Genomic DNA, 22,991 nt, shown 5'->3' with positions numbered 1-22,991 from the left:
CCGGTATGCGGATCACCGTCATCGAGGATGACGACCGTGTGGCGCGGGGTCTGGTGACCGTCCTGGCCCAGGCGGGCTTCGAGGTCCACCGTGTCGCCACCGCCGCGGCGGCCCTGCGGGCCGCCCCGTCCGACGTGGTCCTCGTCGACCTGGGCCTGCCCGACGGCGACGGCCTCGACGTGATCCGCAGGCTGCGTGACCGCCCGGCGACCGCCGTCATCGCCGTGACGGCGCGCTCGGAGGAGCACGAGCGGGTCCGTGGCCTGCGCGCCGGCGCCGACGACTACATCGTGAAGCCGTTCGGCATCCCGGAGTTGCTGGCCCGGATCGACGCCGTCCTGCGGCGCACCCGGGCCGCTCGTGCCCTGAGCCGCCCCGACGAGCCGCTCGTCCTGGGTCCGATGCGGGTCGGCGTCGGCACCCGCGAGGTCACCGTCGACGGCACGCCCGTGACGCTGACCCGCAAGGAGTTCGAGCTGCTCCTGCTGCTGGCCCGGCGTGCGCCGAACGTGGTGAGCCGCGACGTCATCCTCGACCAGATCTGGGGCGCGACCTGGGAGGCGTCGAGCCGCACCCTGGACACCCACATCGCGGCGTTGCGGCACAAGCTCGGGCCGGCCGTGCTCATCCGCACGATCCACGGGGTCGGCTATCGGCTCCTGGCCGACCAGCCGGAGCTGATCGGCTGACGTGCCGTGCACCGTCGCCTGCTCGTCGTCCTGGTGCCCCTCGCGGTGCTGCTCGTGGCGGCGCTCGGGGTGCCGCTCAGCGTCACCGTGGCCGAGCGGGAGATGCAGGAGACGTACGTCGACCGGCTGGGCGACGTCGGCCGGTTCGCGTCGCTCGCCGAGACCGCGCTGGCGACCGGGCGGACCGAGGCGCTCAACCAGGCGCTGGTGCGCTACCACGAGCTGTACGGCATCCCGGTCGCGCTGATCGACACGTCCGGCACGGTGCTGCTCGGACCAGGCCGTGCGTACCAGGAGGCGGCGCGGGCCGAGCCGGAGTTGCCCCGGATCGTGACGGCGGCGCTGGCCGGGTCGAGGTCCGAACCGTCCGGGGAATGGGCGCCGTGGGACGACTCGGCCCTCGTGGTCGCGGAGCCCGTGGGCCGGGACAGCGAGGTCGTCGGCGCCGTCGTGACGATCTCCGACCTGTCGAGGACGCGCGACCGCATCCTCGTGCGCTGGGCCCAGCTCGCCGGGCTCGGGCTGCTGCCGCTGATCGCGCTGGTGGCCGTCGCGTGGCCGGTGTCGGCGTGGGTGCTGCGACCCGTCCGGGAGCTGGACGCGGCGAGCTCGCGGATCTCGCGGGGCGACCTGACGATCCGGGCGGACGCCGAGGCCGGCCCGGTCGAGCTGCGGCGGCTGACGGAGTCGTTCAACACCATGATGGACGCGGTCGAGAACGCCGTGCAGCGGCAGCGGGCGTTCGTGTCCGACGCGTCGCACCAGTTGCGCAATCCGCTGACCAGCCTCCGGCTCGCGGTGGAGAGTCTGGAACCGCACCTGCGTCCGGCCGGTGCCGGGCGGCAGGTGTACGACGTCGCCGTCGACGAGCTGAAGGCGATGCAGCGGATGCTGAACTCGCTACAGGCCAGCGCGCGGATGGAGAGCATGCGGACGGCGTCGCCGGTGGACCTCGACGCGGTACTGGCGACCCGGGTGGACCGGTGGCGGGCGTTGACGGCGGCAGCGGGGCAGACACTGGCGGTCGACGTGCCGCCGGGGCTGCGGCTGCTGGAGCCGCCGGGCGGGCTGGGCAGCGTCCTGGACGAGCTGGTCAGCAACGCGTTGCGGCTGTCCGACGCTCAACTGGTGGAGGTGAACGCCCGGGTCGTCCCCGGCGCGGCGGACGCCGGACGCGGCAACGGCCCGACGGCCGGAGGCATGGTCACCATCGCCGTCCGTGACGACGGCCAGGGCCTCGACGTCTCCGAGCGGGCCCAGGCGCTCGGACGGTTCTGGCGGTCGCCGCGGCACCAGAACGTGCCCGGCACCGGGCTGGGACTGGCGATCTGCGCCGACCTGGTCGGGGCTGCCGGGGGCGCGCTGCGGCTGGAGGAGGGCCTGCCGCGTCCGGACGGGTCCGGGCACGGATTCGCCGCCGTGATCACGTTGCCGGTCGTTCCCCGGGTGGCGTCGCCGGCCGCCCCGGCTCCGACCCCGGTCTGAGCGGGCCCGGCCGCGCCGCTCCCCCGGCGTCAGCGCTTACGGTCGCGGAACCAGGCGGCCGCGCCCGGATGGAGCGGGACCGATCCCGTGGAGATCCCGGTACGCACGTTGATCTGCCACGCTTCCGGAACGGCCTCGGCGTCGTCCCGGCTCGCGGAGGTGATCGTGCGGGTGTGCGTGAAGATCGTGTCGGTGATGGCGTGGACCAGGTCGTCGGGCAGGTCGTCACGCACCAGGAGCACGTTCGGCACGGCGACGGTGCGGGTGGCCGGGACGCCGGCGTAGGCGGTCGCGGGGATCACCGCCGGAGCGTACGGACCCGGGTACGCCGTGAAGAGCGCGTCCGCCTGTGCGTCCAACGGGATCAGCCGGACCGGGTGCCGCTGCGCCAGCTCCGTGACGGCGGGGGTCGGGACGCCGGTCAGGGAGAACATCGCGTCGATCTCGCCGTCGCGCAGGGCCGCCGCCGATTCGGCCTGGCTGAGGTACCGACCGTCGGCGCTCACCGGGCCGAGCTCCAGGACCCGCAGCGACGTGAACTCGGTCCCCGAGTCGCGCGCACCGAGGGAGACTCTCCTGCCCTGCAGGTCCCGGAACGTGTCGATCGCCGAACCGGCCAGCACCACGAGGTGCAGGTGACTGTCGTAGAGCCGGCAGATCGCCGAGAGCCCCTCGGGTGCGCTGCCGTCGGTCCTGATCAGCGCGTCCAGGCTCGTCAGCCCGAGGTGCACCTCGCCGGCCAGCAGCATCCGGATGTTGTCGGTGGACGCCCCGCTCGGCACGGTGGTCACCGTGACCCCGGGCACCTGCTCGGCGATGTGGTCGGCCAGCGCACCACCGATGCGCCGGTAGACCGCCCCCGCCGGCCCGGTGGCCAGTCGCAGGTGAACCTCGTCGACGTCGGGCCGCCGGGAGCACCCGGCGAGCAGCCCTCCGGCGGCCACCAGCACCACCCGCCGGCTGAACCGGACCTCCAGGTTCAGCGCCATGCCGAGATGATACGGACGGGGGTCGATCGAGGCCGCCGCGCGCCTCAGGCGGCGTAGCGGGCAGCCAGGTCCACCGTCCGCCGGGCGGCGGCCACCATCGCGCGGTCGGCGAACCGGCCGTCCGGCAGCACCACCGTTCCCGAGTCCCGGGTCTGCGCCTCGGCCACGGCGGCCAGCAGTTCCTCGGCCCGGGCCACGTCCCGCTCGGCGGGGCGGAACGCCTCGGCGATCACCGGCAGTTGGCGGGGATGGATGGCGGCCCGGCCCAGGAGGCCGAGGCGCCGGCCGACCGCGCAGGAGGCGGCCAGTCCGTCGGTGTCGGCGACGTTCGCGTACACCGACATGGCCGGCGGGGCGAGGGCGGCCGCGCGGGCGGCGACCACCACCCGCGAGCGCGCCCAGGCCAACCCGGCCTCGTCGTCGACACCCAGGTCCGACCGGAGGTCGGCCTCACCGAGCCCGACCGAGGCGACCGCCGGGTGGGCGGTGGCGATGGCGTACGCCGCCTCCAGGCCGAGCGCCGACTCGATCAGCGGGTGCAGCGGGGTGTCCACCCGGGCGGCCAGCGCGGCCACGCTCGCCGGTGACTCGACCTTCGGCAGCCGCAACCCGGCCAGCCCGGGGCGGCCGGCGACCGCGGTCAGGTCGGCGTCGAGATCCGGGCCGGTCAGTTCGTTGACCCGTACCTGCACCGGCAGCGGGTGCGGCTCGGCGAGAAACTCGGCGACCGCGTCCCGGGCGTACGACTTGCGGCCGGCGGCCACCGCGTCCTCCAGGTCGAGGATGACCGCGTCGGCGCCGGCGGCGACCGCCTTGGCGAACCGGTCCGGCCGGTCGCCGGGAACGTAGAGCCAGGTGAGCAGCACTCAGATCACCCCCTGGTCACGCAGCGCGGCCAGCTCGGCGTCGTCGAGTCCGAGGGCCCGGAACACGGCGTCGGTGTCCCGGCCGTGCCGGCGCCCGGCGTGCCGGATCGCTCCGGGGGTGTCGGCGAGCCGGAACGGCACGTTCTGCATCCGCACCTCGCCCAGGTCCTCGTCCGGCACGGTGTGGACGGTGCCGAGCGCGGCGTACTGCGGGTCGGCGAGGACGTCCCGCACGTCGTAGACCGGCGCGACCGCCGCCTCGGCGGCCTCGAACGCGGCCACCACCTCGTCCCGGCCGCGCCGGGCGACCCAGGCGCTCACCGCGGCGTCCAGTTCGTCGGCGTGCGCGGCGCGACCGCTGCCGGTGGCGAACCACGGCTCGTCGACCAGTTCGGGGCGGCCGACCAGCCGCATCACCCGCTCGGCGATGCTCTGCGCGCTGGTCGACACGGCCACCCACCGCCCGTCCGCGCACCGGTAGGTGTTGCGCGGGGCGTTGTTGTTGGACCGGTTGCCCAGCCGTGGCTGGAGGTAGCCGAGCTGGTCGTACCAGGTGATCTGCGGACCGAGCATCGCCATGATCGGCTCGATGATGGCGAGGTCCACCACCTGCCCGGCACCGGTGAGGTCGCGGGCCCGCAGCGCCAGCATGGCCGCGTACGCGGCGGCCAGCGCGGTCACCGAATCGGCCAGCCCGAACGGGGGCAGGGTCGGCGGGCCGTCGGGTTCCCCGGTGGCGGCGGCGAAGCCGCTCATCGCCTCGGCCAGGGTGCCGAAGCCGGGCCGCCGGGCGTACGGGCCGACCTGCCCGAAACCGCTGATCCGGACGATCACCAGCCGGGGGTTGACCGCGTGCAGCTCGGCCGGGCCGAGTCCCCACCGCTCCAGCGTGCCGGGGCGGAAGTTCTCCACCAGCACGTCGGCCTCGGCGAGCAGCCGGCGCAGCAGGTCGGCACCGGCGGGGTCGGACAGGTTGCAGGTGACGGTGCGCTTGTTGCGCCCGAGCACCTTCCACCAGAGGCCGACGCCGTCCTTGGCCGGTCCGTGCCCGCGCGACGGATCCGGCTTGGCCGGGTGCTCCACCTTGATCACGTCGGCGCCGAAGTCGCCGAGGAACGCCGCGGCGAGCGGCCCGGCGAACAGGGTGGCCAGGTCGACCACCGTCACCCCGTCCAGCGGCGCGGTCACCGGGTCGCCTCCGTCGCGTCCCCGCCGCCCGGCACCGCAGCAACCAGGTCGGCCGCGCAGCGGAAGCCGACCTGGTCGGAGCGGGTCATCCCGGCGCCGAGCAGCAGCAGCTTCACCGAGACGTCCGGCGGCTGGGGGCCGCCGTCGAGGTACCAGTCGGACCCCTCGGCCCGGTACGCGGCGCCGCCCTTCACGATGGCGAACCGGGTCCGGCCGTCGGAGTGCTCGCTCTCGGTGAGGTTCCACACCAGCGGCTCCCCACGAACCAGCAGTCCCGCCTCGGCGGCCACCTGCCACTCGTCCTCGGTCGGCAGCCGCAGCCCGGCCCACGCCGCGTACGCGCGGGCGTCGGCCAGTTCCACCCCGGTAACCGGGGCGTCGGCCGGCCCCTGACCGGCGGTGAACCGCTCCGCGCGCACCGGCCGGTAGCCGGTGGCGCGCAGGAACTCGGCGTACTGACCGTGGGTCACCTCGTGGGTGGCGATGGCGAACCGGCCGAGGTGGACGCTGCGGCGCAGCGTCCCGGTGTGGTGCAGCCGGGGCGGAAGCGGCTTCCACTCGTCCAGGTAGGGGGTCTCGCCGTAGAGCCCGGTCTCCCGGACCCGGTGGCGGACCACCAGCTCGCGCCGGCCGCCGTCGACGGCGACCATGCCCGTCGGCACCCCGGTGCGCGGCGCCCACGGGGTCCGGACCCGCACCGCGGCGCGGGCCGGGAACGACGGGTCACCGACCGGGGAGGCGTGCGCCGGACCGGCGTCGTCGGCGGTGGCGACCACGGCGGCGATCGCCCCGGCCGGCAGCGGCCCGCCCACCGCGACCCGACCGTCGGCGGTCGGGGCGGCGGCCAGCTCCGCGCCGGTGACCAGGTCGACGTAGCGTCGGCCGGGGCGCGGCTCGGTGACCAGCCACGGGCCGTCGTGGTCGCCGCCGGTGTTCGCCACCGTCCACAGCGGCTCGCCGTCGTGCGTCCAGCGGGACGCGTACACCCGACCGGTGCCGGGGTGGTCGGCGAGCGGGACCCAGTCCTCGGCGCGCAACCACGCGGCGTGGCTGGCCTGCACGCGGCGCATCGCCCGCAGCACCGCCCGGTCCCGGTCGTTCCAGCCGACCCAGACCCCGAAGACGCTCTCCCAGACCAGCACCCCGACACCGTTGAGCCAGGCCGAGTGCAGCTCGTCGAGGTGGCTGCGGTGCCAGCGGCGGGTGTGGTGCAGCACGTGCCGGCGTTCGAACCACTTGGCCCGCAGCACGCCCGGCACCTCGGAGTCGGCGAACCACTGCGCCCAGCTCATCGCGTGGTCGGCGACGCGGGCCAGCGGCACCCGGCTCTCCCCCTCCAGCACCAGGCCGGGGCGGACGGCGTCCAGCTCGCGACGCAGCTCGCCGGCGCCCTCCTTGAGGGTGTCCAGGAAGACGCCGTCCACGCCGAGCGTGCCGGCCAGCGCGGCGACCTCCCGGGCGTCGGTACCGGCCTCGCGTCGGGTGCCGGTGTCCCACGGGTTGTAGTCGACGAACACCCGCACCCCGCGCCGCTGAAAGGCGCGCACCACCTCGGGCAACTCCGGCACGTCCCGGTAGAAGTCGAACTGGTTGCGGTCGTCCAGGCCGATCACCGGGTACGCGTGCCAGAGCACCACCCCGTCGAAGCCGCCGAAGTCGCGCTCGGCGGTGTCGAGGAACTCGTCGACGGTGAAGACACCCCGCTCGTGGTCGTACAGCGTCTCGTCCCACAGCCAGGCGAGGCAGACGCTGAAGCAGTCGCCGGGGATCTCGGCGTAGTGGGAGCCGGTGTACCCGATCCGCGCCCGGGCGTCGGCCCGCCAGCGGGTGAGCTGCTCCCGCCAGGCCGGCCAGTCCGCCGGGTCGGCCGGGGCGGCGAAGATCTTCGCCTCGTCCAGCGTGCTGAGGTCGGCGTCCGCGCCGAGCGGCACCTCCGTGGGCCGGTCGATCGGGCGGGGCACGTACGGGTTGAAGCTCACTCGGTACCTCGGTAGGTCGCGGTGTACAGGGCGTCGATGGCGGCCCGCTCGGGCAGCGCGGTCGACGCGCCGGGGCGCTGCGCGCAGGCGGCGCCGGCGGCGCACGCCCAGCGCACGACGTCGGTGACGGCGTCGGCGTCCGGCGCGCCGCCGCGCTCGGCCCAGCCGACCGCGAGCGCGCCGGTGAACGCGTCACCGGCGGCGGTGGTGTCCACGGCGTCGATCAGCGGGGCCGGGACGGTGCGGCGCGCCCCGTGGCGGTCGGCGTACGCGGCACCGCGCGCGCCGAGGGTGAGCACCACCCGGGGCACCAGCGTCAGCAGCGCGTCGAGCAGCACCGCCGGGTCGTCGGAGAACACCCCGGCGACGACGGCCGCCTCGTGCTCGTTGACCACCAGCACGTCGACCAGGTCGAGCAGCTCCGCCGGCAGCGGGACCGCCGGGGCGGCATTGACCACCACGACGGTGCCCGCGGCGCGGGCGAGGTCGGCGGCGCGGACGACGGTGGGCAGCGGCACCTCCAACTGGAGCAGCAGCACGTCGGCCGCGCCGATCACCGCCGCGTCGTCGGCGTCGAGTTCGGTCAGCGCGGCGTTGGCGCCGGGGGCGACCACGATGAAGTTCTCCGCCGCCTGGTCGACGGCGATCAGCGCGACCCCGGACGGGCCGGGCACGGTCCGCAGGCCGCGCAGGCCGACCCCGGCGCCGGCGAGACTGTCGCGTAGCTGCCGGCCGAACGCGTCGTCGCCGACCGCGCCGACGAACTCGCAGCCGGCGCCCGCGCGGGCGGCGGCGACCGCCTGGTTGGCGCCCTTGCCGCCGGGAACGGTACGGAAGTCGCCGCCGAGCACCGTCTCACCGGGGCGGGGCAGCTGCGGCGTGCTGACCACCAGGTCCAGGTTGGCGCTGCCGACCACGACCACCCGCGCGCTCATCGCGTGCCCGCCGGGGTGCTTCCGGCCGGCGCGCCGGTCCCGGCCAGAGCGGCGGTACGGGCCGCCAACTCGTCGAAGCCGATCCCGTCGAAGCCGGCGATGCTGCTGGCCAGCCGGTTGTGCAGCGGCGCGACCCAGCGGTCCGGCAGCCCGGAGACGCCGGTCAGGGCCCCGGTGACCGCCCCGACGGTGGCGCCGGTGGAGTCGGTGTCCCATCCCCCGCTGACCACCGCGCAGATCGACCGTTCCAGGTCGCCCCGCCCGTACGCGAGCGCGGCGGCGATCAACGCGGCGTTGTTGCGCACGTGCACCCAGTGCAGGTGGCCGTGCCGGGCGTACAGCTCGTCCACGACGGCCTCCCAGTCGTCGGTGCCGGACCCGAGGGCGCGCGCCTCGCGGACGGTGGCGGCGAACCGGCTGCGCGGCGGCAGCACCGCCTCGCCCGCGTCGAGCACCTCGTCCACGTCGCCGGCGACGGTGGCGGCCGCGGCCATGGCCGCCACCCAGATCGCCCCGTACGCCCCCGCGCGGACGTGGCTCACGCTGGCGTCCCGCCAGGCCAGCTCGGCGGCCCGGTCCGGGCGGCCCGGGTTGACCCAGCCGTGGACATCGGTGCGGATCTGGGCGCCGATCCACTCCCGGAACGGGTTGTGCCGCCGCGCGGTGGCCGGCGGGGCCAGCCCGAGCAGCAGGTTGCGGTAGGCCACCCGCTCGGCGGTGAAGACCCGCCCGCCGGGCAGCCAGTCCAGCCACGCCTGGGCCACGTCGGCGCTGGTGAAGCCCGGCCCGTGCGTCTCCAGCACGCGCAGCGCCAGGAGCGCGAAGTTGAGGTCGTCGTCCTCGGGCATCCCGTCGATGTTCTCGGCCAGGCTGGTCGGGGCGCTGCGCCGGTTCCACGGCCAGCGGGCCGCCACGTCGGCGGGCAGCCCGCGCGCGGTGAACCAGTCCCGCAGCGGCCAGCGACCGGTCGCGACGAGAATCTCCCGGATGCCCTGCCGGGGGATCTTCTCCACCGGCTTGCCGAGCAGGCAGCCGACCGCCCGGCCGAGCCAGGCCCCGTGCAGCCGGTCGTCCGCCGCCGGGCCGGCCGGCAGCGACCAGGTCGCCGGCCAGGTGGCCCGGACGGCGTCCAGGTCCTCCGGTTCGTCGGCGGACGCGGCGGCCGGCAGCGCGTCGGCCGCGTCGAGCAGCTCGGTGGCGAGGGACCGCAGCTCCGGCGTGGCCGGGCTCGCCGAGGCCCCGCTGACCGGCGGGGTCAGCTCCCCACCGGCGGCGGCCCACCGCCGGGCGATCGCCTCCACGTCGCGACCCTCGTCCCGGCTGGCCGCGATCTCGTGCGGCAGCAGGTCCTCCGGCTGCACCCAGGTGATCCTCACGCCGACTCCCCCACCTGCCCGTCGCCGAGGCCGGCGAAGCGCTCGGCGCGGCGGGCGAAGCGGGCCCGGTCGCGGTCGAAGACCTCGGTGGCCACCGCGGCGAGGGTGCGGGCCGGCTCCACCAGGTCGGTACGCGAGGCGGTGGCGACCGCCTCGGACCACTCGGCGGGCACCGCCGACGCGCCGCCCAGCGCCCCGGCGATCGCCCCGGCCATGGTGGCGGTGGAGTCGGCGTCCCGGCCGTAGTTGACCGCGCCGAGCACCGTCGCGCGGTAGTCGCCCCGGGCTACGACGAGCATGCCGATGGCGACCGGCAGTTCCTCGATGGCGTGCAGCCGGCTGGGTCGCCGGGCCCCGAGGCCGGGGTTGCGGTACTCCTCGCCCACCGTGTCGTAGCGGGACACCGCGGCGCGCAGCGGCGCGATGGCGGCCCGCCAGTCGTCGTACGCCCGGGCCTCCTTGACCACCGCGTCGATGGCCGCCCGGGTGCCGTCGCGGGCCAGGTCCAGGGTGGCGGCGACGACGTCCTCGACGCCCGCGCCGGGGGCCGCGGCGGCGGCGACCGCGGCGGCGAAGACCGCCGCGGCCTCCCGCCCGTAGCTGTGCTGGTGCGCCCCGGCGACCTCCACCGCCTCGGCGTACGCCCCGGCCGGGTCGCCCGCGTTGACGATGCCGACCGGGGCCATGTACATGGCCGCGCCACAGTTGACGATGTTGCCCACGCCCGCCTCGCGGGGGTCGACGTGCGCGTGGTGCAGGCGGGTGACCAGCCACCGCTCGGCGGCCGCGAGCCGGTGGAAGGTCACCCCCTCGCGCTCCAGGTCCGGGATGTACACCACCCGCTCGATCAGGTCGGGGACCAGCAGCTCCACCACGTCGTACGCGTCCAGGTGGTCACGCTTGGCCGCGTACGCCCGCACCAGCGCGTGGGTCATCAACGTGTCGTCGGTGATGTGCCCGTCGCCCTTGTGGTACGGCGCGAGTGGCCGCGCGGTGGCCCACTCGGCGTGGAACGGGGGCACGATGCCCTCCACCCAGCCGCCGAAGCGGTGCCGGATCTGCTCCGGGAGTGCCGTCTCCGTGGCCCCGCCGAGGGCATCGCCCACGGCGGCGCCGACGAGACATCCGACCGACTTGTCGAGCAAGAGTGACATCGTTACCTCAGAACCTGCTTGCCACCGTCGACCAGCTGCGTGCCGAGCTGGTCCAGGGTGATCTTGTTGGCGAAGTACTGCTGCAGGGCCGGAGTGGCGTACTTGGTCTTCCACTCCGGGTACCCGTCGGCGAGCTGGAACGGCGCGACGGTCAGGTCGGCCGCGCTGTCCGCGGCGACGTCCCAGCCCTGCTTGCCACCGGTCAGCTTGACCAGTTCCTCGTTGGCCTGCCTGCCGGTGGGCACCAGCCAGTCACCCTTGGCGAGCGCGGCCATGTTGGCCGGGTTGAGGAAGTACTCCAGGAACTGCGCGGCCTGCTTCTTGCTCTTGGAGTCCTCGGCGATGGACAGCGTCTGCGGGTTCGCCGCCTGCTTGCTGGACAGCCCCTTGACCGGGGGCAGCGTCACCCACTCGAAGCCGGCCGGCGCCTGCTCGACCATCTGCTGGCGCAGCGACACCGAGCCGGGCAGCATGGCGTACTTGCCGCCGAAGAAGCCGGGCAGGGTGTCCGCGCCGCTCATTCCGAGCGCCTCCGGGGACGCCGACTTCGTCGTGTAGATCATGTCGTGGATGCGCCGCGGGACCTCCTTCTCCGGGTCGCCGACCTTCACCTCGGTCCGGCCACCGTCGGTGTAGAAGAACTTCCCGTCGAAGTTGAGCGCCAGGTTGAGCACCCGGTTGGTCGGCGACTTCAGCGCCCAGGCCACGCCGTACTGGCCGGGCTTGGTGAGCTTCTGCGCGTTGGCCTGGAACTCGTCCCAGGTCCAGCCGCCGTCGGCCGGCGGCACCGCGACGCCGGCGGCGTCGAGCAGCTTCTTGTTGGCGACGACGACCTGTGACTCCAGGAGGAACGGCACGCCGGTGACCTTGCCGTCGTAGGTGACCGTGTCCCAGACGCCCTGGTCGATCTGGCCCTTCAGGTCGCCGGACACCAGGCCGGACAGGTCGGCCAGGTAACCCTGCTTGCTGAACTCCCCGATCGCGGACGCCTCGTAGTGGACGATGTCCGGTGCGTCGCCGCCCTCGAACGAGGTGACCAACTGGTCGTGGATCGAGTTCCAGTCACCCTGGACGTACTCGACCTGGATGTCCGGGTGCTCGGCGTTCCACTTGGCGACCAGGTCCTTGTTGGCCTGGAGCGACTCCTTCTGCCAGGCCAGGCTGAGGAAGCGCAGCTTCACCGGGCCGGACGTGGACTCGTCGTCGCCGCCGTCGCCGCACGCGGTGAGCGCGCCGAGGCCGACGACCGCTACCGCGGCGGCCGCGGCGAGTCGACGGAATCTTCTGCGGAGCATGGGGGGAACCTCCTCGGTGGTGGGGTGTGCGATCAGCCCTTGACCGCGCCGGCGAGCGACCCGGACGAGAGCCGGCGTTGCATGAACGCGAAGAAGATCAGGCTGGGCAGGGTGGCCAGCAGCGAACCGGCCGCGAGCGGGCCCAGGCGGGCGGTGCCCTCGATGCCGACGAACCGCGCCAACGCCACCGGCAGGGTGGCCAGTTCGGGCGTCTTGACCAGCACCAGGGCGAAGAAGAACTCGTTCCAGGCCGAGATGAACGAGAACAGCGCGGTGGCGACGACGCCGGGCGCGAGCAGCGGGAAGACCACCCGGCGCAGCACCTGCAGCCGGCTGGCGCCGTCCACGCTGGCGGCCTCCTCCAACTCGCGCGGGATGTTGCGGACGAAGCCCTGCAGCATCCACAGCGCGAACGGCAGCGCCCAGACCACGTAGATCACCACCAGCCCGGCGTGGGTGTTGGCCAGGCCGACCTGCCTCAACACCAGGAAGATCGGGATGATCAGCAGCACGAACGGGAAGAGCTGCGAGAGCAGCACCCAGCCCAGGGCCACGGTGCCGAGCTTGGAGCGGAACCGGGCCAGCGCGTACGACGCGGGCAGCGCCACCAGCACGGTGAGCACGGCCGAGGCGAGCGAGACCTGGAGGCTGTTCAGCGCGGCCCGGCCCAACTCCTGCTCGGTGAAGGCCTGCACGAAGTTCTGCACCGTCGGGTTGGACGGCACCAGCGTCGGGTGCAGCTGCACCAGCTCCCGGGGCGGCTTGAACGCCGTCGAGACCAGCCAGACCAGCGGGAACCCGAGGAAGATCAGGTAACCGGCCAGCACCACGTACTGCAACGTCCGCCCGGTACGGCTCGGCCTTCCGATCACGTCAGTTCGCCTCCCTCAGCCGGCGACGCAGGTAGACGGCGAGCAGCGCCACGATGATCACGACCATCACGTTGCCGAGCGCGGCGGCGTAGCCGTAGTTGCCGTAGCGGAACGCCTCCTCGTACGCGAACAGCATCGGCAGCATCGTCTTGCCGCCCGGACCGCCGGCGGTGAGCACGTAGACCAGCCCGAACGAGTTGAAGTTCCAGATGAAGTCCAGTGCGGTGATCGCGACGATCACCGGCGCGATCGCGGGGAGCGTGACGTGCCGGAAGCGGTGCCAGGTGCTGGCCCCGTCCACCGCGGCCGCCTCGTGCAACTCCCGCGCCACGCCCTGCAGGCCGGCCAGGAGGACGACCGTGGTCTGCGGCATGCCCGCCCAGACCCCGACGATGATCACCGCCGGCAGGGCGGTGCTGAAGTCGCCGAGCCAGTTGGTCCGCAGCCCGTCGGCCCCGACGCGGTGGAAGAACTCGTTCAGCAGACCGGCGTCCGGGTGGTAGACGAGTTTCCAGAGGATGCCGATCACCACCGGGGGCATCGCCCAGGGCACCACGGCCAGCACCCGCGCCACACCCCGGAAGCGCAACTGCTGGTTCAGCAGCAGCGCCAGGCCGAGGGCGAGCAGGAACTGCAGGACGGTCACCCCGAAGGCCCAGAGCAGACCGATCTTGAACGAGTTCCAGAACAGGTCGTCACCGAGCAGCTCGCGGTAGTTCTCCAGGCCGGTGAAGCTCACGTCGACGTTGCGGCCGGCGCGGGCGTCGGTGAAGCCCAGGTACATGCCGCGCAGGAGCGGGAAGACCGACAGCAACAGGATGGGCACCAGCGACGGAAGCAGCAGCAGGTAGATGGCGGTCCGGTCGGAGCGGGACCGGGCGGAGCCGCGCGGCTTCCCGCGCCGCGCGACATCCGGCCGCTCGGCCACGGCGGTCATGAGGGCAGCTCCTCGGTGGACGGGCGGGGCCCCGGCACGGCGACCCGGCTGGAGGCGCGTACGGCGAGGCTGGGCGGCACCTGCTCCCGACGGGGTGGCAGGCTCGGGTCGGCGATCCGGGTGAGCAGCAGCTCGGCGGCGCGCCGCCCGCGCTCGGCCGAGCCCAGGGAGACGCTGGACAGCTGCGGGAACATCATCTGGGCCAGCTCGGTGTCGTCCATGCCGACCACGGCCACGTCCTCGGGCACCCGGTGCCCGGCGGCGAGCAGCGCGTGCAGCGCCCCGACCGCGATCAGGTCGTTGGCGCAGACCAGCGCGTCCGGCCGGGCCCGGGCCAGCAACCGCTCGGCGGCGGCGCGGCCGGCCGCGTACTGGAAGTCGCCGACCTCGACCAGGTCCTCGTCGAGCCCGATGCCGTGCCGGTCGAGGGCGGCACGGAAGCCCGCGTCGCGGGCGGCGCCGGGAACGGTGTCGAGCGGGCCGTTGACGAACCCGATCCGTCGCCGTCCGGTGCCGACGAGGTGGTCCACGGCCAGGGCGACGCCGTGCCGCGAGTCGGTGCGTACGTTGTCGACCGGCGCGTCGGCACCGAGCTGGCCGACCACGACCACCGGGACCGGGCTCTGCACCAGCGCGGCCAGGTGGTCGTCGGTGACCCGGATCGGGGACAGGATCATGCCGTCGACGTAGCGGTTCGCCAGCCGGCGCAGCAGGCTGGTCTCGTTCGCGATCTGCCCGCCGGTCGCGTGCACCAGCAGCTGGCGTCCGGAGGCGGCCACCACCGCCTCGATCGCCCGCATCATCGACACGTAGACCGGGTTGCCGATGTCCTCGACGGCGAGCGCGACCAGTCCGGTGCGCTGGGACTGCAGCGAGCGGGCGATGGCGTTGGGCACGTACCCGACCTCGGCCGCGGCCGCGCGGACCTTGCGGATGGTCTCCTCGCTGCCGCCGACGCCGTTGAGGACGCGGGAGGCGGAGGCGATGGAGACGCCGGCGCGGGCGGCCACGGTGTGCACGGTGGGCCGACCGTCGGCGGAGTCCTGTAAACGTTTACGAACCACGACCCGGCACCTCCGTCTCATCCTGTAAACGTTTCCGGGAGTGTGCGCCGCGTCCACCAGGCAGGTCAAGAGCTCGTTACGAAAACGTTTCCAACCGCCGGAGGACGGCTCGCCACCGTACATTCGTGAGCCATGTCGGGCGATGTCACCTCCCTGTCGACGCAGATCGCCGGATGGTTGCGGGAGAACGCGCCGCTCACGTTCGAGAAGCTGAACCCGCCTGCGGATGAGCCGGCACTGGCCGAGCTCGCTTCGGCGTTGAACACCGAACTCCCGGCGGACCTCTCGGAACTGCTTCGCAACTTCGACGGCTCCGACGCACGAGACGTCACCGGCGTGATCCTGCTTCCGCCGGGCTACCAGGTGATGGCCAGCTCGGAGATCGCAAGCGACACTCGCCAGCGAGCATCGATCTGGGGCGACGCCTGGCAGCCCACGTGGATCGCGTTCGGAAACGACCTGTGCGGTGGCTGCCTCGTCCTCGACACCGGGCCACAGCCACCGTACGGGCGGATATTCCAGTTCGACGAGATCGACGGCCCGTTCGGATTCGCGTGGGGCAGCCTGACGGATCTGCTCACGGAGATGTTGGCCCTGGTCGAAGGACGAGCGGTCCGCCTGGCTCACCGGATCCCCTACGACTATCCCCGCGCGCCGGATCCCCTGAAGCCGGTTGTCCAGAATGGGGAGTTGGAGTGGGAGGTGGGATAGCAATTCCGCTTCGGTGACCAGATCACCTGTCGACGGGAGCGCCGTCCTGAGCGATGTCGCCGGCCGACGGGCGATCGAGCCCCGGGAACGCCGCCCGGCACGCGGTGGCCACGGTGCGGAAGGCCGGGCCGTGCGCGTACATGGCGGCGGCCAGCGCGTCGACGGCGGCAGCCAACGGATCGTCGTTGGTGGCCTGGGTGACGGTGGGAAACGCCAGGTCACCAGCCCGGATGGCGACCCGGGCCAGGCTGTACCGGGCTTTCGCCTCGCCCGCCGGGTCACCGGCCGCCCGGGCCCGCTCGATCTCGGCCTCGCTCATCCGCACCACGGCGTCGGTGTCACCGCGCCGGAAGGCCGAGCGTACGTCCTCACTGAAGTTCACTGGTCACTTCCGACGTGCGGGTCATCAGGCGGTGTGCGTACGCACCCAGTCGAGGACGGGCTGGGCGACCTCGCGCCAACCGCTGTCGAAGACCAGGGAGTGGCCGCGATCGTCGAACGTGCGGTACTCGGTGTTGCCGCCCGGGCGGTAGAGCTCGGCGGCCTGCCGCGCCACCACCTCGGGGATGGTGTGGTCCCGGCCACCGCCGATGATCAGTAACGGTCCCCGGTTGCGGTCGTCGAGGTCGACCGCGACGGGCGACGCCGGGTCCTTCTTCGCCGCGGTCAGGTCGAAGATCGGCCGGCCCGGGCCGGGGATCGCCCAGCGGTCGTAGAGCTGGTCGGACTCCTCGCGGCTGACGGCGTTGCCGAAGCGGTACCGGAACTGGCGGCGGCTCAGCATCACCGCCCGGTCGCGGTTGGCCTTGCGACGCAGCACCGGCAGCGCCGACCAGACCTGCGCGAACGGAAGTGCTCGGACGCCCTTGATCGGGGCCGGGTCGATCGCCACGGCGGCCCGGGCGACGCCCGCGGCGAGCAGCTTCTGGGCGATGAGCCCGCCGAACGAGTGCCCGATCACGATCGGCGGTTCGCCGAGCCGCGCGATCCGCGTGAAGTGGTCGGCGACCTCGCGGACGCCGTAGCCGGCGACATGCTGCGGCTGTCGCCGCGTCTGGGTGACGGTTTCGCCGTCACCGGGCCAGCCCGGTGCCTCCGCCTCGAACCCGGCCGAGCGGAAGAGGTCGAGCCACGGATCCCAGGCGCGGGCGTGGATCCAGAGGCCGTGCACGAAGAGAACACGAGTCGCCACGGAATACTCCTATGAACGGACAGATAGAAAGAACGGTCGTTCTCCCTAGGCTCAGACCGTAGCCTTACCCCTCCCCTTCAGCAAGTGGTCGACATGTGAGAGAAAGAACGGTCGGTCTGGGGTGTAGGATGCAGTCATGGCGAGCACCAGGCAGTCAGCGCCCCGCGACCACCTCCTCGCGACCGCGAGCCGGCTGTTCTACGACAACGGCATCAACAGCGTCGGGGTCGACCGCGTCCTCAAGGAGGCCGGCGTCACCCGCGCCACCCTCTACCGGCACTTCGCCGGCAAGGAGGCGCTCGTCGTGGCGTACCTCGAACGCGAGGACCAGATGATCCAGGCGCTCTGGGACGAAGGGCTCGGCCGGGCCGTCTCAGCCGATCACGCACTCGAGATGGCCATCGAAGGCATCGCCGACGACGCCCACCGGCACCACACGCGCGGCTGCCCGTTCATCAAGGCGGCCGGCGAGTTCCCCGACCCCGAGAGCCCGGCGCGCCGGGTGATCGACAAGCACCGCGCCTGGTTCCACGCCGAGTTGCGACGCCTGCTCACCGAGGCCGGCCGCGACGACGTCGACGCCAAGGCCGAGACCCTCGCCATGCTGCGCGACGCCCTCATGATCGGCTGCTTCCTCGACGACCCCGACGTCACCCGCCGCACGTTCGTCCGCAATGCGCGCTGGGTGGCGGGCCTGCGCTGAGCGGAACCCGACCGGTGCACGGCCGGCGGGGTTCACCTCCACGGAAAGCGCCGGCCACCCGGAAACGGCCCCCCGGACGGGTACTTCTCGGGTGATCGCACCCGTCCACGGCCCTCCCACGCTGCTAGCGTTCGGCGGTGTCCGCAGGCCCCGAGGAGGTCCAGCCGAAAGGTCCCGCTCACCAGCCGGCCGACGTCGGTCGGCTCGCGGCGTTCAGCGACGGTGTCTTCGCCATCGTCATCACCCTGCTGGTGCTCGAATTGCGGGTACCCGAATACCACCAGGGTGAGCTGCTCGCGTCGCTCGGCAAAGAGGCCCCGTCCCTCCTGGCGTTCGTGGTGTCGTTCGTCTACATCGGCGTCCTCTGGCTCAACCACCACGCACTGCTGCGGCTGGTCCGCGGCACGACCCTCGCGCTCAGTTGGATCAATCTCGCCATCCTCTTCGGCGCGGTCATCATCCCGTTCCCGACCGCGGTTCTCGCGTCGGCGCTCGTCGACGGCGACACCGACGACCTGCGGGTGGCGGTCGTCATGTACGCGCTGGCCGCGGCGCTGATGTCGGCGCCCTGGTTGGTCTTCTTCGCCTACCTGCACCGCCATCCGATGCTGCGCGCGGAGGACGTCGGCCCAGACCAGGTCCGCGCGCAGGAGGCCCGCCCCATCACCGGTCTCGTGCTCTACGGACTGGCCGGGTTGCTCGGCTGGGTCGTGAGCCCGCTACTGGGACTCCTCGGCATCATTGTGATGATCATTTATCACGGCGTGACCAGTGAAGGCCTCCGCACCGGAGCGCTGCGGTGGGTTCGCCGTCGAGGTTGAGGCACGGCGGAAGGTCCGCACGGCGCAGCCGGACCCGCGACACCGGTCGGCGTGACCGCTGAGGTCAGTGCGGCGGACGCAGGTGGGTGTGCCGGCTCTTGCGCCCCGCCTCGTACGCGGCCCGGGCGGCCCGCCCCTGCTCGGTGGTGGAGACCTCGGCGACCGGAACGTCCCACCAGGCGCCGGCATCCGGACCCGCCTGGAACCGGTCCGTCCGCACGTGCACCACGCTGGTCCGGGTCGCCGCCGTCGCCGTCGCCAGAGCCGCCCGGAGCTGCGCCATGGTCGACACCCGGATCAGGTCCGCGCCGAGGCTCGCCGCGTTGACGCCGAGGTCGATCGGCAGCGGCGCACCGGCCCGGTCGACGTAGGCGGTGCCGAGCCGGTGCGCGCCGACGCTCTCCGACAGCCGGCCGATCGAGGCGAAACCGGAGTTGTCGACCAGCACCACGACCAGCTTGACGCCCAAGGCGACCGCGGTGGCCAGCTCGCTCGGCAGCATCAGGTAGGACCCGTCGCCGACCAGCACGAACACCTCGCGCTCCGGCGCGGCGAGCTTCACCCCGATGCCGCCGGCGATCTCGTAGCCCATGCAGGAGTAGCCGTACTCGACGTGGTAGCTCTTCGGGTCCCGGCTGCGCCACAGCCGATGCAGGTCGCCGGGCATCGACCCGGCCGCGCACACCACCACGCCGCCTGCGCCGGCAGCGTCGTTGACCGCACCGATCACCGCGGTCTGGGTCGGCCGCGCGTCGGGTGCGGCCTGCCGGGCGCTGTCCGCCACGGCCGACCAGCGCTCACGCAGCCGCGCCACCGACGCGCGGTACGCCGGCCCGGTGGCCCAGCCGGCGCAGGTCTCGTCGAGGGTGGCGAGGCTCTCCCGGGCGTCGCCGACGACCTGGGTGCCGGACAGTTTCGCCGCGTCGAAGCTCGTGACGTTCAGGTTGACGAACCGGACGTCGTCGCCGAAGAGGGTGCCGGAGGCGGTGGTGAAGTCGCTGTACCGGGTGCCCACCCCGATCACCACGTCCGCGCCGGCCGCGACCTCGTTGGCCGCGGTGGTCCCGGTGACGCCGACCGCGCCGAGGGCGAGCGGGTGGTCGTACGGCATCGCGCCGGTGCCGGCCTGGGTCTCCGCCACCGGCACCCCGTGCTCCTCGGCGAACCGGCGCAGCACCTCGGTCGCCCCGCTGTAGATCACCCCACCGCCGGCAACCACCAGCGGCCGGCGGGCCGCTCGCACGACCCCGGTCGCCCGGTCGACCGCCGCCTCGTCGGCGCGGGGGCGCGGCACGTGCCAGACCCGTTCGGCGAACAGCTCGTCCGGCCAGTCGTACGCTTCGGCCTGGACGTCCTGCGGCAGGGCGAGGGTGACCGCGCCGGTCTCCGCCGGGTCGGTCAGCACCCGCATGGCGGCCAGCAGCGCGGCCGGCAGCTGTTCCGGCCGGTTGATCCGGTCCCAGTAGCGGGAGACCGGCCGCAGCGCGTCGGTGACGCTGACGTCGTAGGAGCGCGGGTCCTCCAGTTCCTGGAGCACCGGGTTGGCCACCCTCGTCGCGAAGATGTCGCCCGGTAGCAGCAGCACCGGCAGCCGGTTGACGGTCGCGCCGGCGGCGCCGGTGACCAGGTTGGTCGCGCCGGGGCCGATCGACGTGGTGCAGGCCAGGGTGCTGAGCCGGTCGGTCATCCGGGCGTACGCCGCGGCGGTGTGCACCATGCCCTGCTCGGTGCGGCACAGGTGATAGGGCAGGTCCGAGCCGGCGGTGGCCAGGGCTTCACCGATGCCGGCGACGTTGCCGTGGCCGAAGATGCCGAAGCACGCCGGGACCAGCCGTTGCCGTCGCCCGTCGCGTTCGGACCACTGCCGGGCCAGGAACCTCACCACCGCCTGCGCCACCGTCAACCGGCCCATCACGCCTCCTTCGTTCCGGGCCGGGTCAGCGGCAGCCGCGGGTCGACCGGCTGGCCGGCCCAGCTGCCCCGGATCCAGCCGTGCCGCGGATCGTCCACACAGGCCATGGTGCGCTCCGCGCCGGGCCCGGCCAGCACGTTGAGGTAGTACAGGTCGTAGCCGGGCGCGGCCATCGACGGCCCGTGGTAGCCGTACGGGACGAGCACCACGTCACCGGTACGCACCTCGGCCAGCACGTCGATCGGCCGGCCGGCCGTGCCGTAGACCCGCTGGTAGCCCACCGGACCCGCACCGGGCGTGCCACCGGCCACCTCGAAGTAGTAGACCTCTTCGAGCGCCGCCTCCACCCGTCCGTCGTCGTGGGTCCGGTCCTCCTCGTGCTTGTGCGGCGGGTACGACGACCAGTTCCCGCCGGGGGTGAGCACCTCCACGGCGACCAGCCGGTCGCAGTCGAAGGCGTCCGGTGCGCAGAAGTTGTTGACCTGCCGGCTGGCCGGCCCGGCGCCGCGCAGTTCCACCGGCACGTCCCGGGCGGCACCGTAGCGGGGCGAGAGCCGGCGGGTGGCCCGGGCCGACGGCAGCGCGAGACGGCCCTCGCCGCGGATCGTCGCGACGGCGTCCCGGGGCAGGTAGGCGAAGTCGGTGGCCGCGGCGAACACCGACTCGCGCCCGGTCAGGTTGAGCCGCAGCCCGTCACAGCGCACGGTGGCGGCGCCGGCCAGCGGCAGGACGAGCATCTCCTCGTCGCCGGTGGCGAAGCTGACCTCGCCGCCCGCCGGCAGGGTGAGTACCCGTAGGCCCGCGTACCGCCATCCGGCCCGCTCCGGAGTGACCTCCAGCGCCCATGGCGAGCGGGCCGTGCCGCCCCACGGCAGGTACGCCTCGCCGGTCCTCACGCGTCCTGCCCCGTGGGCAGCAGCGACCCGGCGAGGTCCACCGCGGCGGCCACGTCGTCGTCGGGCGGGTAGAGCAGCGCCCGGCCGACCACCAGGCCGCGCACGCCGGGCAGCCGCAGCGCCCGCTGCCACCGCGCGTACACCACGTCCGGCGCCTCCACCGGGTCTCCGCCGAGCAGCAGGACCGGCAGGGTCGTGGCGGCGACCACCCGCTCCATCTCGTCGATGGCCGGCAGCTTCAACCAGGTGTACGCGCTGGTCGCCCCGAGCGCCTGCCCGACGCTGACGCCCTTGATGACCGATTCCGGGCGCAGGTCGGCGTTGACCCGGGCACCGTTGCGGACCACCCACAGCGGTTCGACCAGGGCCACGGTGCGGTGGGCCGCGAGCGCGGTGACCGCCCGGGCGCAGGCCTGGAGGGTCGAGGCGGTGCCGGGGTCGTCCGGGTCGATCCGGCAGAGCATCTTTCCGCCGTCGTAGCGCATCGTGGCGATGCTGTCGGCGTCGTAGGCGGTGAACCGGTCGTCGAGTTCGAAGGTGGCGCCGGAGAGGCCGCCGCGGTTCATCGAGCCGATGGCCAGGCGGTTCTCCAGCGCGCCGAGCAGCAGCAGGTCCTCCAGGATGTCCGGGGTGCCGAGCACGCCGTCCACGCCGGGCCGGGACAGCGCCAGGCGCAGCCGGTCCAGCAGGTCGGCGCGGCCGGCCATGGCCATCGGTCGGTCCCGTACACCGAGGGCGCCCCGGGCCGGATGGTCGGCGGCGATGACGAACAGCGGCCGGCCAGGGTCGGGCCAGGGCCGGCGGGTACGGCGGGCGGCGGCTTCGGCGATCGCCTGTGGCCGGTGGGCGCGGGTGCGGGTCAGCGCGTCGTACTCGGTGCTCACCGGTCTTCTCCTTCCGGGGCGGCGGTCGACGGTGCCGGTCGCGGCACGGCGGACCGGGCCAGCGCGGCGGTCTCGGCGTAGTCGGGCATGGCAGCGGAGCAGGCCAACCGGGACGCGACGATCGCGCCGGCGGCGTTGGCGAAGCGCAGGGTGTGCTCCAGCGGCCAGTCGCGCAGCAGCCCGAGGCAGAGCGCGCCGCCGAAGGCGTCGCCCGCGCCGAGCCCGTTGACCACCTCGACCGGCACCGGCGGCACCCGTACGGTCTGCGCGTCGGTGCGGGCGAGGACCCCCGCCGGGCCGAGCTTCACCACCGCGAGGCGCGGCCCCCGGTCGAGCAGGAGCCGGGCGGCGTGTTCGGGGTCCCGGGTGCCGACCGCGATCTCCACCTCGTCGAGGTTGCCGACGGCGACGGTGACCTGTGGCAGTGCCTCCGCGATCGCCGCCGTGGCCGCCGCTGGGTCCGACCAGAACGTCGGACGGTAGTCCAGGTCGAGCACGGTGTGTGGGCGCCGGTCGCGGGCGGCCAGCGCGGCGGCGTGGGCGTCGCGGCTCGGCTGCTGGCACAGGCCGGTGCCGGTGAGCCAGAAGACCCGCGCGGAGGCGACCGCGTCGAGGTCGAGTTCCTCGGGCCGGATCTGAAGGTCGGGCGCGGTGGGGGTGCGGTAGAACCAGAGCGGGAAGTCGTCCGGCGGGAAGATCTCACAGAAGGTGATCGGGGTGGGCAGCCCGTCCACCGGGCGGACGTGGCTGTCGTCCACGCCGAACTCGCGAAGTGCCTTGTGCACGTACCCGCCGAAGGCGTCCGCCCCGGTACGGGTGATCACGCCGGCGCGCAGCCCCTGGCGGCTGGCCGCGACGGCCACGTTGGTGGGACTGCCGCCGAGGAACCTGCCGAAGGTCTCGACCTCGGCCAGCGGCGTGGCGACCTGCAGCGGATAGATGTCCACCCCGACCCGGCCGATGGTGAGCACATCGAGCATGCGGCGCCCTTCGTCCCGGCCGGCGACGGCGCGCCCGCCAGCCCGCTTTCGTCCCTGACAGGT

The 22,991-nt window shown here is 73.7% G+C and carries 22 protein-coding genes; 5 read left to right on the top strand and 17 right to left on the bottom strand.

Annotated features, from left to right (window positions below; translation table 11 throughout):
- Positions 1-5: 5 nt before the first annotated feature.
- Both GKC29_RS15950 and GKC29_RS15945 read left to right on the top strand, forming a co-directional pair.
- A complete protein-coding gene (locus GKC29_RS15950; protein ID WP_155331582.1) occupies positions 6-689 on the top strand; it encodes a response regulator transcription factor in 684 nt (227 codons plus the stop codon).
- Between the two features lie 6 nt (positions 690-695).
- Positions 696-2,174: a HAMP domain-containing sensor histidine kinase gene (locus GKC29_RS15945; protein ID WP_155331581.1), complete on the top strand. Its 1,479-nt coding sequence runs from the start codon at positions 696-698 to the stop codon at positions 2,172-2,174.
- Positions 2,175-2,203: 29 nt separating this feature from the next.
- Here the strand turns inward: GKC29_RS15945 and GKC29_RS15940 are convergent, their stop codons facing one another.
- Genes GKC29_RS15940 through GKC29_RS15890 form a run of 11 tightly spaced genes read right to left on the bottom strand, consistent with a single transcriptional unit; the run spans position 2,204 to position 14,829 of the window.
- Positions 2,204-3,163: a TAXI family TRAP transporter solute-binding subunit gene (locus tag GKC29_RS15940; protein ID WP_155331580.1), complete on the bottom strand. Its 960-nt coding sequence runs from the start codon at positions 3,161-3,163 to the stop codon at positions 2,204-2,206.
- A 44-nt stretch (positions 3,164-3,207) separates the two neighbouring features.
- Positions 3,208-4,029, bottom strand: a complete 822-nt coding sequence (locus tag GKC29_RS15935; RefSeq protein ID WP_155331579.1) for a CoA ester lyase — start codon at positions 4,027-4,029, stop codon at positions 3,208-3,210.
- Positions 4,030-5,217 (bottom strand): CaiB/BaiF CoA-transferase family protein, encoded by a 1,188-nt coding sequence (locus GKC29_RS15930; protein ID WP_155331578.1) that lies wholly within the window; start codon positions 5,215-5,217, stop codon positions 4,030-4,032.
- On the bottom strand, positions 5,214-7,196 hold the full coding sequence (locus GKC29_RS15925; protein WP_155331577.1) for an SUMF1/EgtB/PvdO family nonheme iron enzyme: 1,983 nt from the start codon (positions 7,194-7,196) through the stop codon (positions 5,214-5,216). The genes GKC29_RS15930 and GKC29_RS15925 overlap by 4 nt, the downstream gene beginning before the upstream one ends.
- The gene (locus GKC29_RS15920; RefSeq protein ID WP_155331576.1) at positions 7,193-8,131 is read right to left on the bottom strand and encodes a ribokinase; all 939 of its coding nucleotides are present in this window, start codon (positions 8,129-8,131) and stop codon (positions 7,193-7,195) included. Before GKC29_RS15920 ends, GKC29_RS15925 begins: the two co-directional genes overlap by 4 nt.
- Positions 8,128-9,507, bottom strand: coding sequence for an ADP-ribosylglycohydrolase family protein (locus GKC29_RS15915; protein ID WP_155331575.1), 1,380 nt, complete (start codon positions 9,505-9,507; stop codon positions 8,128-8,130). The genes GKC29_RS15920 and GKC29_RS15915 overlap by 4 nt, the downstream gene beginning before the upstream one ends.
- A complete protein-coding gene (locus GKC29_RS15910) occupies positions 9,504-10,661 on the bottom strand; it encodes an ADP-ribosylglycohydrolase family protein (protein WP_155331574.1) in 1,158 nt (385 codons plus the stop codon). Before GKC29_RS15910 ends, GKC29_RS15915 begins: the two co-directional genes overlap by 4 nt.
- Before the next feature lie 2 nt (positions 10,662-10,663).
- Positions 10,664-11,956 (bottom strand): sugar ABC transporter substrate-binding protein, encoded by a 1,293-nt coding sequence (locus GKC29_RS15905; RefSeq protein ID WP_155331573.1) that lies wholly within the window; start codon positions 11,954-11,956, stop codon positions 10,664-10,666.
- Between the two features lie 32 nt (positions 11,957-11,988).
- A complete protein-coding gene (locus GKC29_RS15900) occupies positions 11,989-12,828 on the bottom strand; it encodes a carbohydrate ABC transporter permease (RefSeq protein WP_230688638.1) in 840 nt (279 codons plus the stop codon).
- Between the two features lies 1 nt (position 12,829).
- The gene (locus GKC29_RS15895; RefSeq protein WP_155331572.1) at positions 12,830-13,765 is read right to left on the bottom strand and encodes a carbohydrate ABC transporter permease; all 936 of its coding nucleotides are present in this window, start codon (positions 13,763-13,765) and stop codon (positions 12,830-12,832) included.
- Positions 13,762-14,829, bottom strand: coding sequence for a LacI family DNA-binding transcriptional regulator (locus tag GKC29_RS15890; protein WP_230688637.1), 1,068 nt, complete (start codon positions 14,827-14,829; stop codon positions 13,762-13,764). The genes GKC29_RS15895 and GKC29_RS15890 overlap by 4 nt, the downstream gene beginning before the upstream one ends.
- 132 nt (positions 14,830-14,961) lie before the next feature.
- Between GKC29_RS15890 and GKC29_RS15885 the strand changes: the two genes are divergently transcribed.
- Positions 14,962-15,540 (top strand): SMI1/KNR4 family protein, encoded by a 579-nt coding sequence (locus GKC29_RS15885; protein WP_155331571.1) that lies wholly within the window; start codon positions 14,962-14,964, stop codon positions 15,538-15,540.
- Between the two features lie 22 nt (positions 15,541-15,562).
- Here the strand turns inward: GKC29_RS15885 and GKC29_RS15880 are convergent, their stop codons facing one another.
- Positions 15,563-15,922 carry a hypothetical protein gene (locus tag GKC29_RS15880; protein ID WP_196255624.1) on the bottom strand — a complete coding sequence of 120 codons (360 nt, stop codon included), beginning with the start codon at positions 15,920-15,922 and terminating at the stop codon, positions 15,563-15,565.
- A gap of 24 nt (positions 15,923-15,946) precedes the next feature.
- Positions 15,947-16,732: an alpha/beta hydrolase gene (locus GKC29_RS15875; RefSeq protein ID WP_155331570.1), complete on the bottom strand. Its 786-nt coding sequence runs from the start codon at positions 16,730-16,732 to the stop codon at positions 15,947-15,949.
- A 136-nt stretch (positions 16,733-16,868) separates the two neighbouring features.
- On the opposite strand from GKC29_RS15875, the gene GKC29_RS15870 reads away from it, so the two are divergent.
- Positions 16,869-17,435 (top strand): TetR/AcrR family transcriptional regulator, encoded by a 567-nt coding sequence (locus GKC29_RS15870; protein WP_155331569.1) that lies wholly within the window; start codon positions 16,869-16,871, stop codon positions 17,433-17,435.
- Positions 17,436-17,572: 137 nt separating this feature from the next.
- Positions 17,573-18,256, top strand: coding sequence for a TMEM175 family protein (locus GKC29_RS15865; protein ID WP_155331568.1), 684 nt, complete (start codon positions 17,573-17,575; stop codon positions 18,254-18,256).
- Positions 18,257-18,320: 64 nt separating this feature from the next.
- Here the strand turns inward: GKC29_RS15865 and iolD are convergent, their stop codons facing one another.
- Genes iolD through iolC form a run of 4 tightly spaced genes read right to left on the bottom strand, consistent with a single transcriptional unit; the run spans position 18,321 to position 22,928 of the window.
- Complete coding sequence (gene iolD / locus GKC29_RS15860; protein ID WP_155331567.1) at positions 18,321-20,168, bottom strand: 3D-(3,5/4)-trihydroxycyclohexane-1,2-dione acylhydrolase (decyclizing); 1,848 nt, start codon at positions 20,166-20,168, stop codon at positions 18,321-18,323.
- A complete protein-coding gene (gene iolB, locus GKC29_RS15855; protein WP_155331566.1) occupies positions 20,168-21,064 on the bottom strand; it encodes a 5-deoxy-glucuronate isomerase in 897 nt (298 codons plus the stop codon). Before iolB ends, iolD begins: the two co-directional genes overlap by 1 nt.
- A complete protein-coding gene (locus GKC29_RS15850; protein ID WP_155331565.1) occupies positions 21,061-21,948 on the bottom strand; it encodes a deoxyribose-phosphate aldolase in 888 nt (295 codons plus the stop codon). Before GKC29_RS15850 ends, iolB begins: the two co-directional genes overlap by 4 nt.
- Positions 21,945-22,928: a 5-dehydro-2-deoxygluconokinase gene (gene iolC, locus GKC29_RS15845; protein ID WP_155331564.1), complete on the bottom strand. Its 984-nt coding sequence runs from the start codon at positions 22,926-22,928 to the stop codon at positions 21,945-21,947. Before iolC ends, GKC29_RS15850 begins: the two co-directional genes overlap by 4 nt.
- Positions 22,929-22,991 lie beyond the last annotated feature (63 nt).

The organism is Micromonospora sp. WMMC415 (assembly GCF_009707425.1).
GTDB lineage: Bacteria > Actinomycetota > Actinomycetes > Mycobacteriales > Micromonosporaceae > Micromonospora.
The sequence above is the reverse complement of the archived record's forward strand: the minus strand, read 5'-3'. Positions and strand labels throughout refer to the sequence as shown.

Excerpts from the sequence above, each read along its gene's own strand:
- GKC29_RS15950 (WP_155331582.1), top strand. The coding sequence starts at position 6 with ATGCGGATCACCGTCATCGAGGATGACGACCGTGTGGCGCGGGGTCTG.
- GKC29_RS15940 (WP_155331580.1), bottom strand. The coding sequence starts at position 3,163 with ATGGCGCTGAACCTGGAGGTCCGGTTCAGCCGGCGGGTGGTGCTGGTG.
- GKC29_RS15920 (WP_155331576.1), bottom strand. The coding sequence starts at position 8,131 with ATGAGCGCGCGGGTGGTCGTGGTCGGCAGCGCCAACCTGGACCTGGTG.
- GKC29_RS15910 (WP_155331574.1), bottom strand. The coding sequence starts at position 10,661 with ATGTCACTCTTGCTCGACAAGTCGGTCGGATGTCTCGTCGGCGCCGCC.
- GKC29_RS15905 (WP_155331573.1), bottom strand. The coding sequence starts at position 11,956 with ATGCTCCGCAGAAGATTCCGTCGACTCGCCGCGGCCGCCGCGGTAGCG.
- GKC29_RS15895 (WP_155331572.1), bottom strand. The coding sequence starts at position 13,765 with ATGACCGCCGTGGCCGAGCGGCCGGATGTCGCGCGGCGCGGGAAGCCG.
- GKC29_RS15885 (WP_155331571.1), top strand. The coding sequence starts at position 14,962 with ATGTCGGGCGATGTCACCTCCCTGTCGACGCAGATCGCCGGATGGTTG.
- GKC29_RS15870 (WP_155331569.1), top strand. The coding sequence starts at position 16,869 with ATGGCGAGCACCAGGCAGTCAGCGCCCCGCGACCACCTCCTCGCGACC.
- iolD (WP_155331567.1), bottom strand. The coding sequence starts at position 20,168 with ATGGGCCGGTTGACGGTGGCGCAGGCGGTGGTGAGGTTCCTGGCCCGG.
- iolC (WP_155331564.1), bottom strand. The coding sequence starts at position 22,928 with ATGCTCGATGTGCTCACCATCGGCCGGGTCGGGGTGGACATCTATCCG.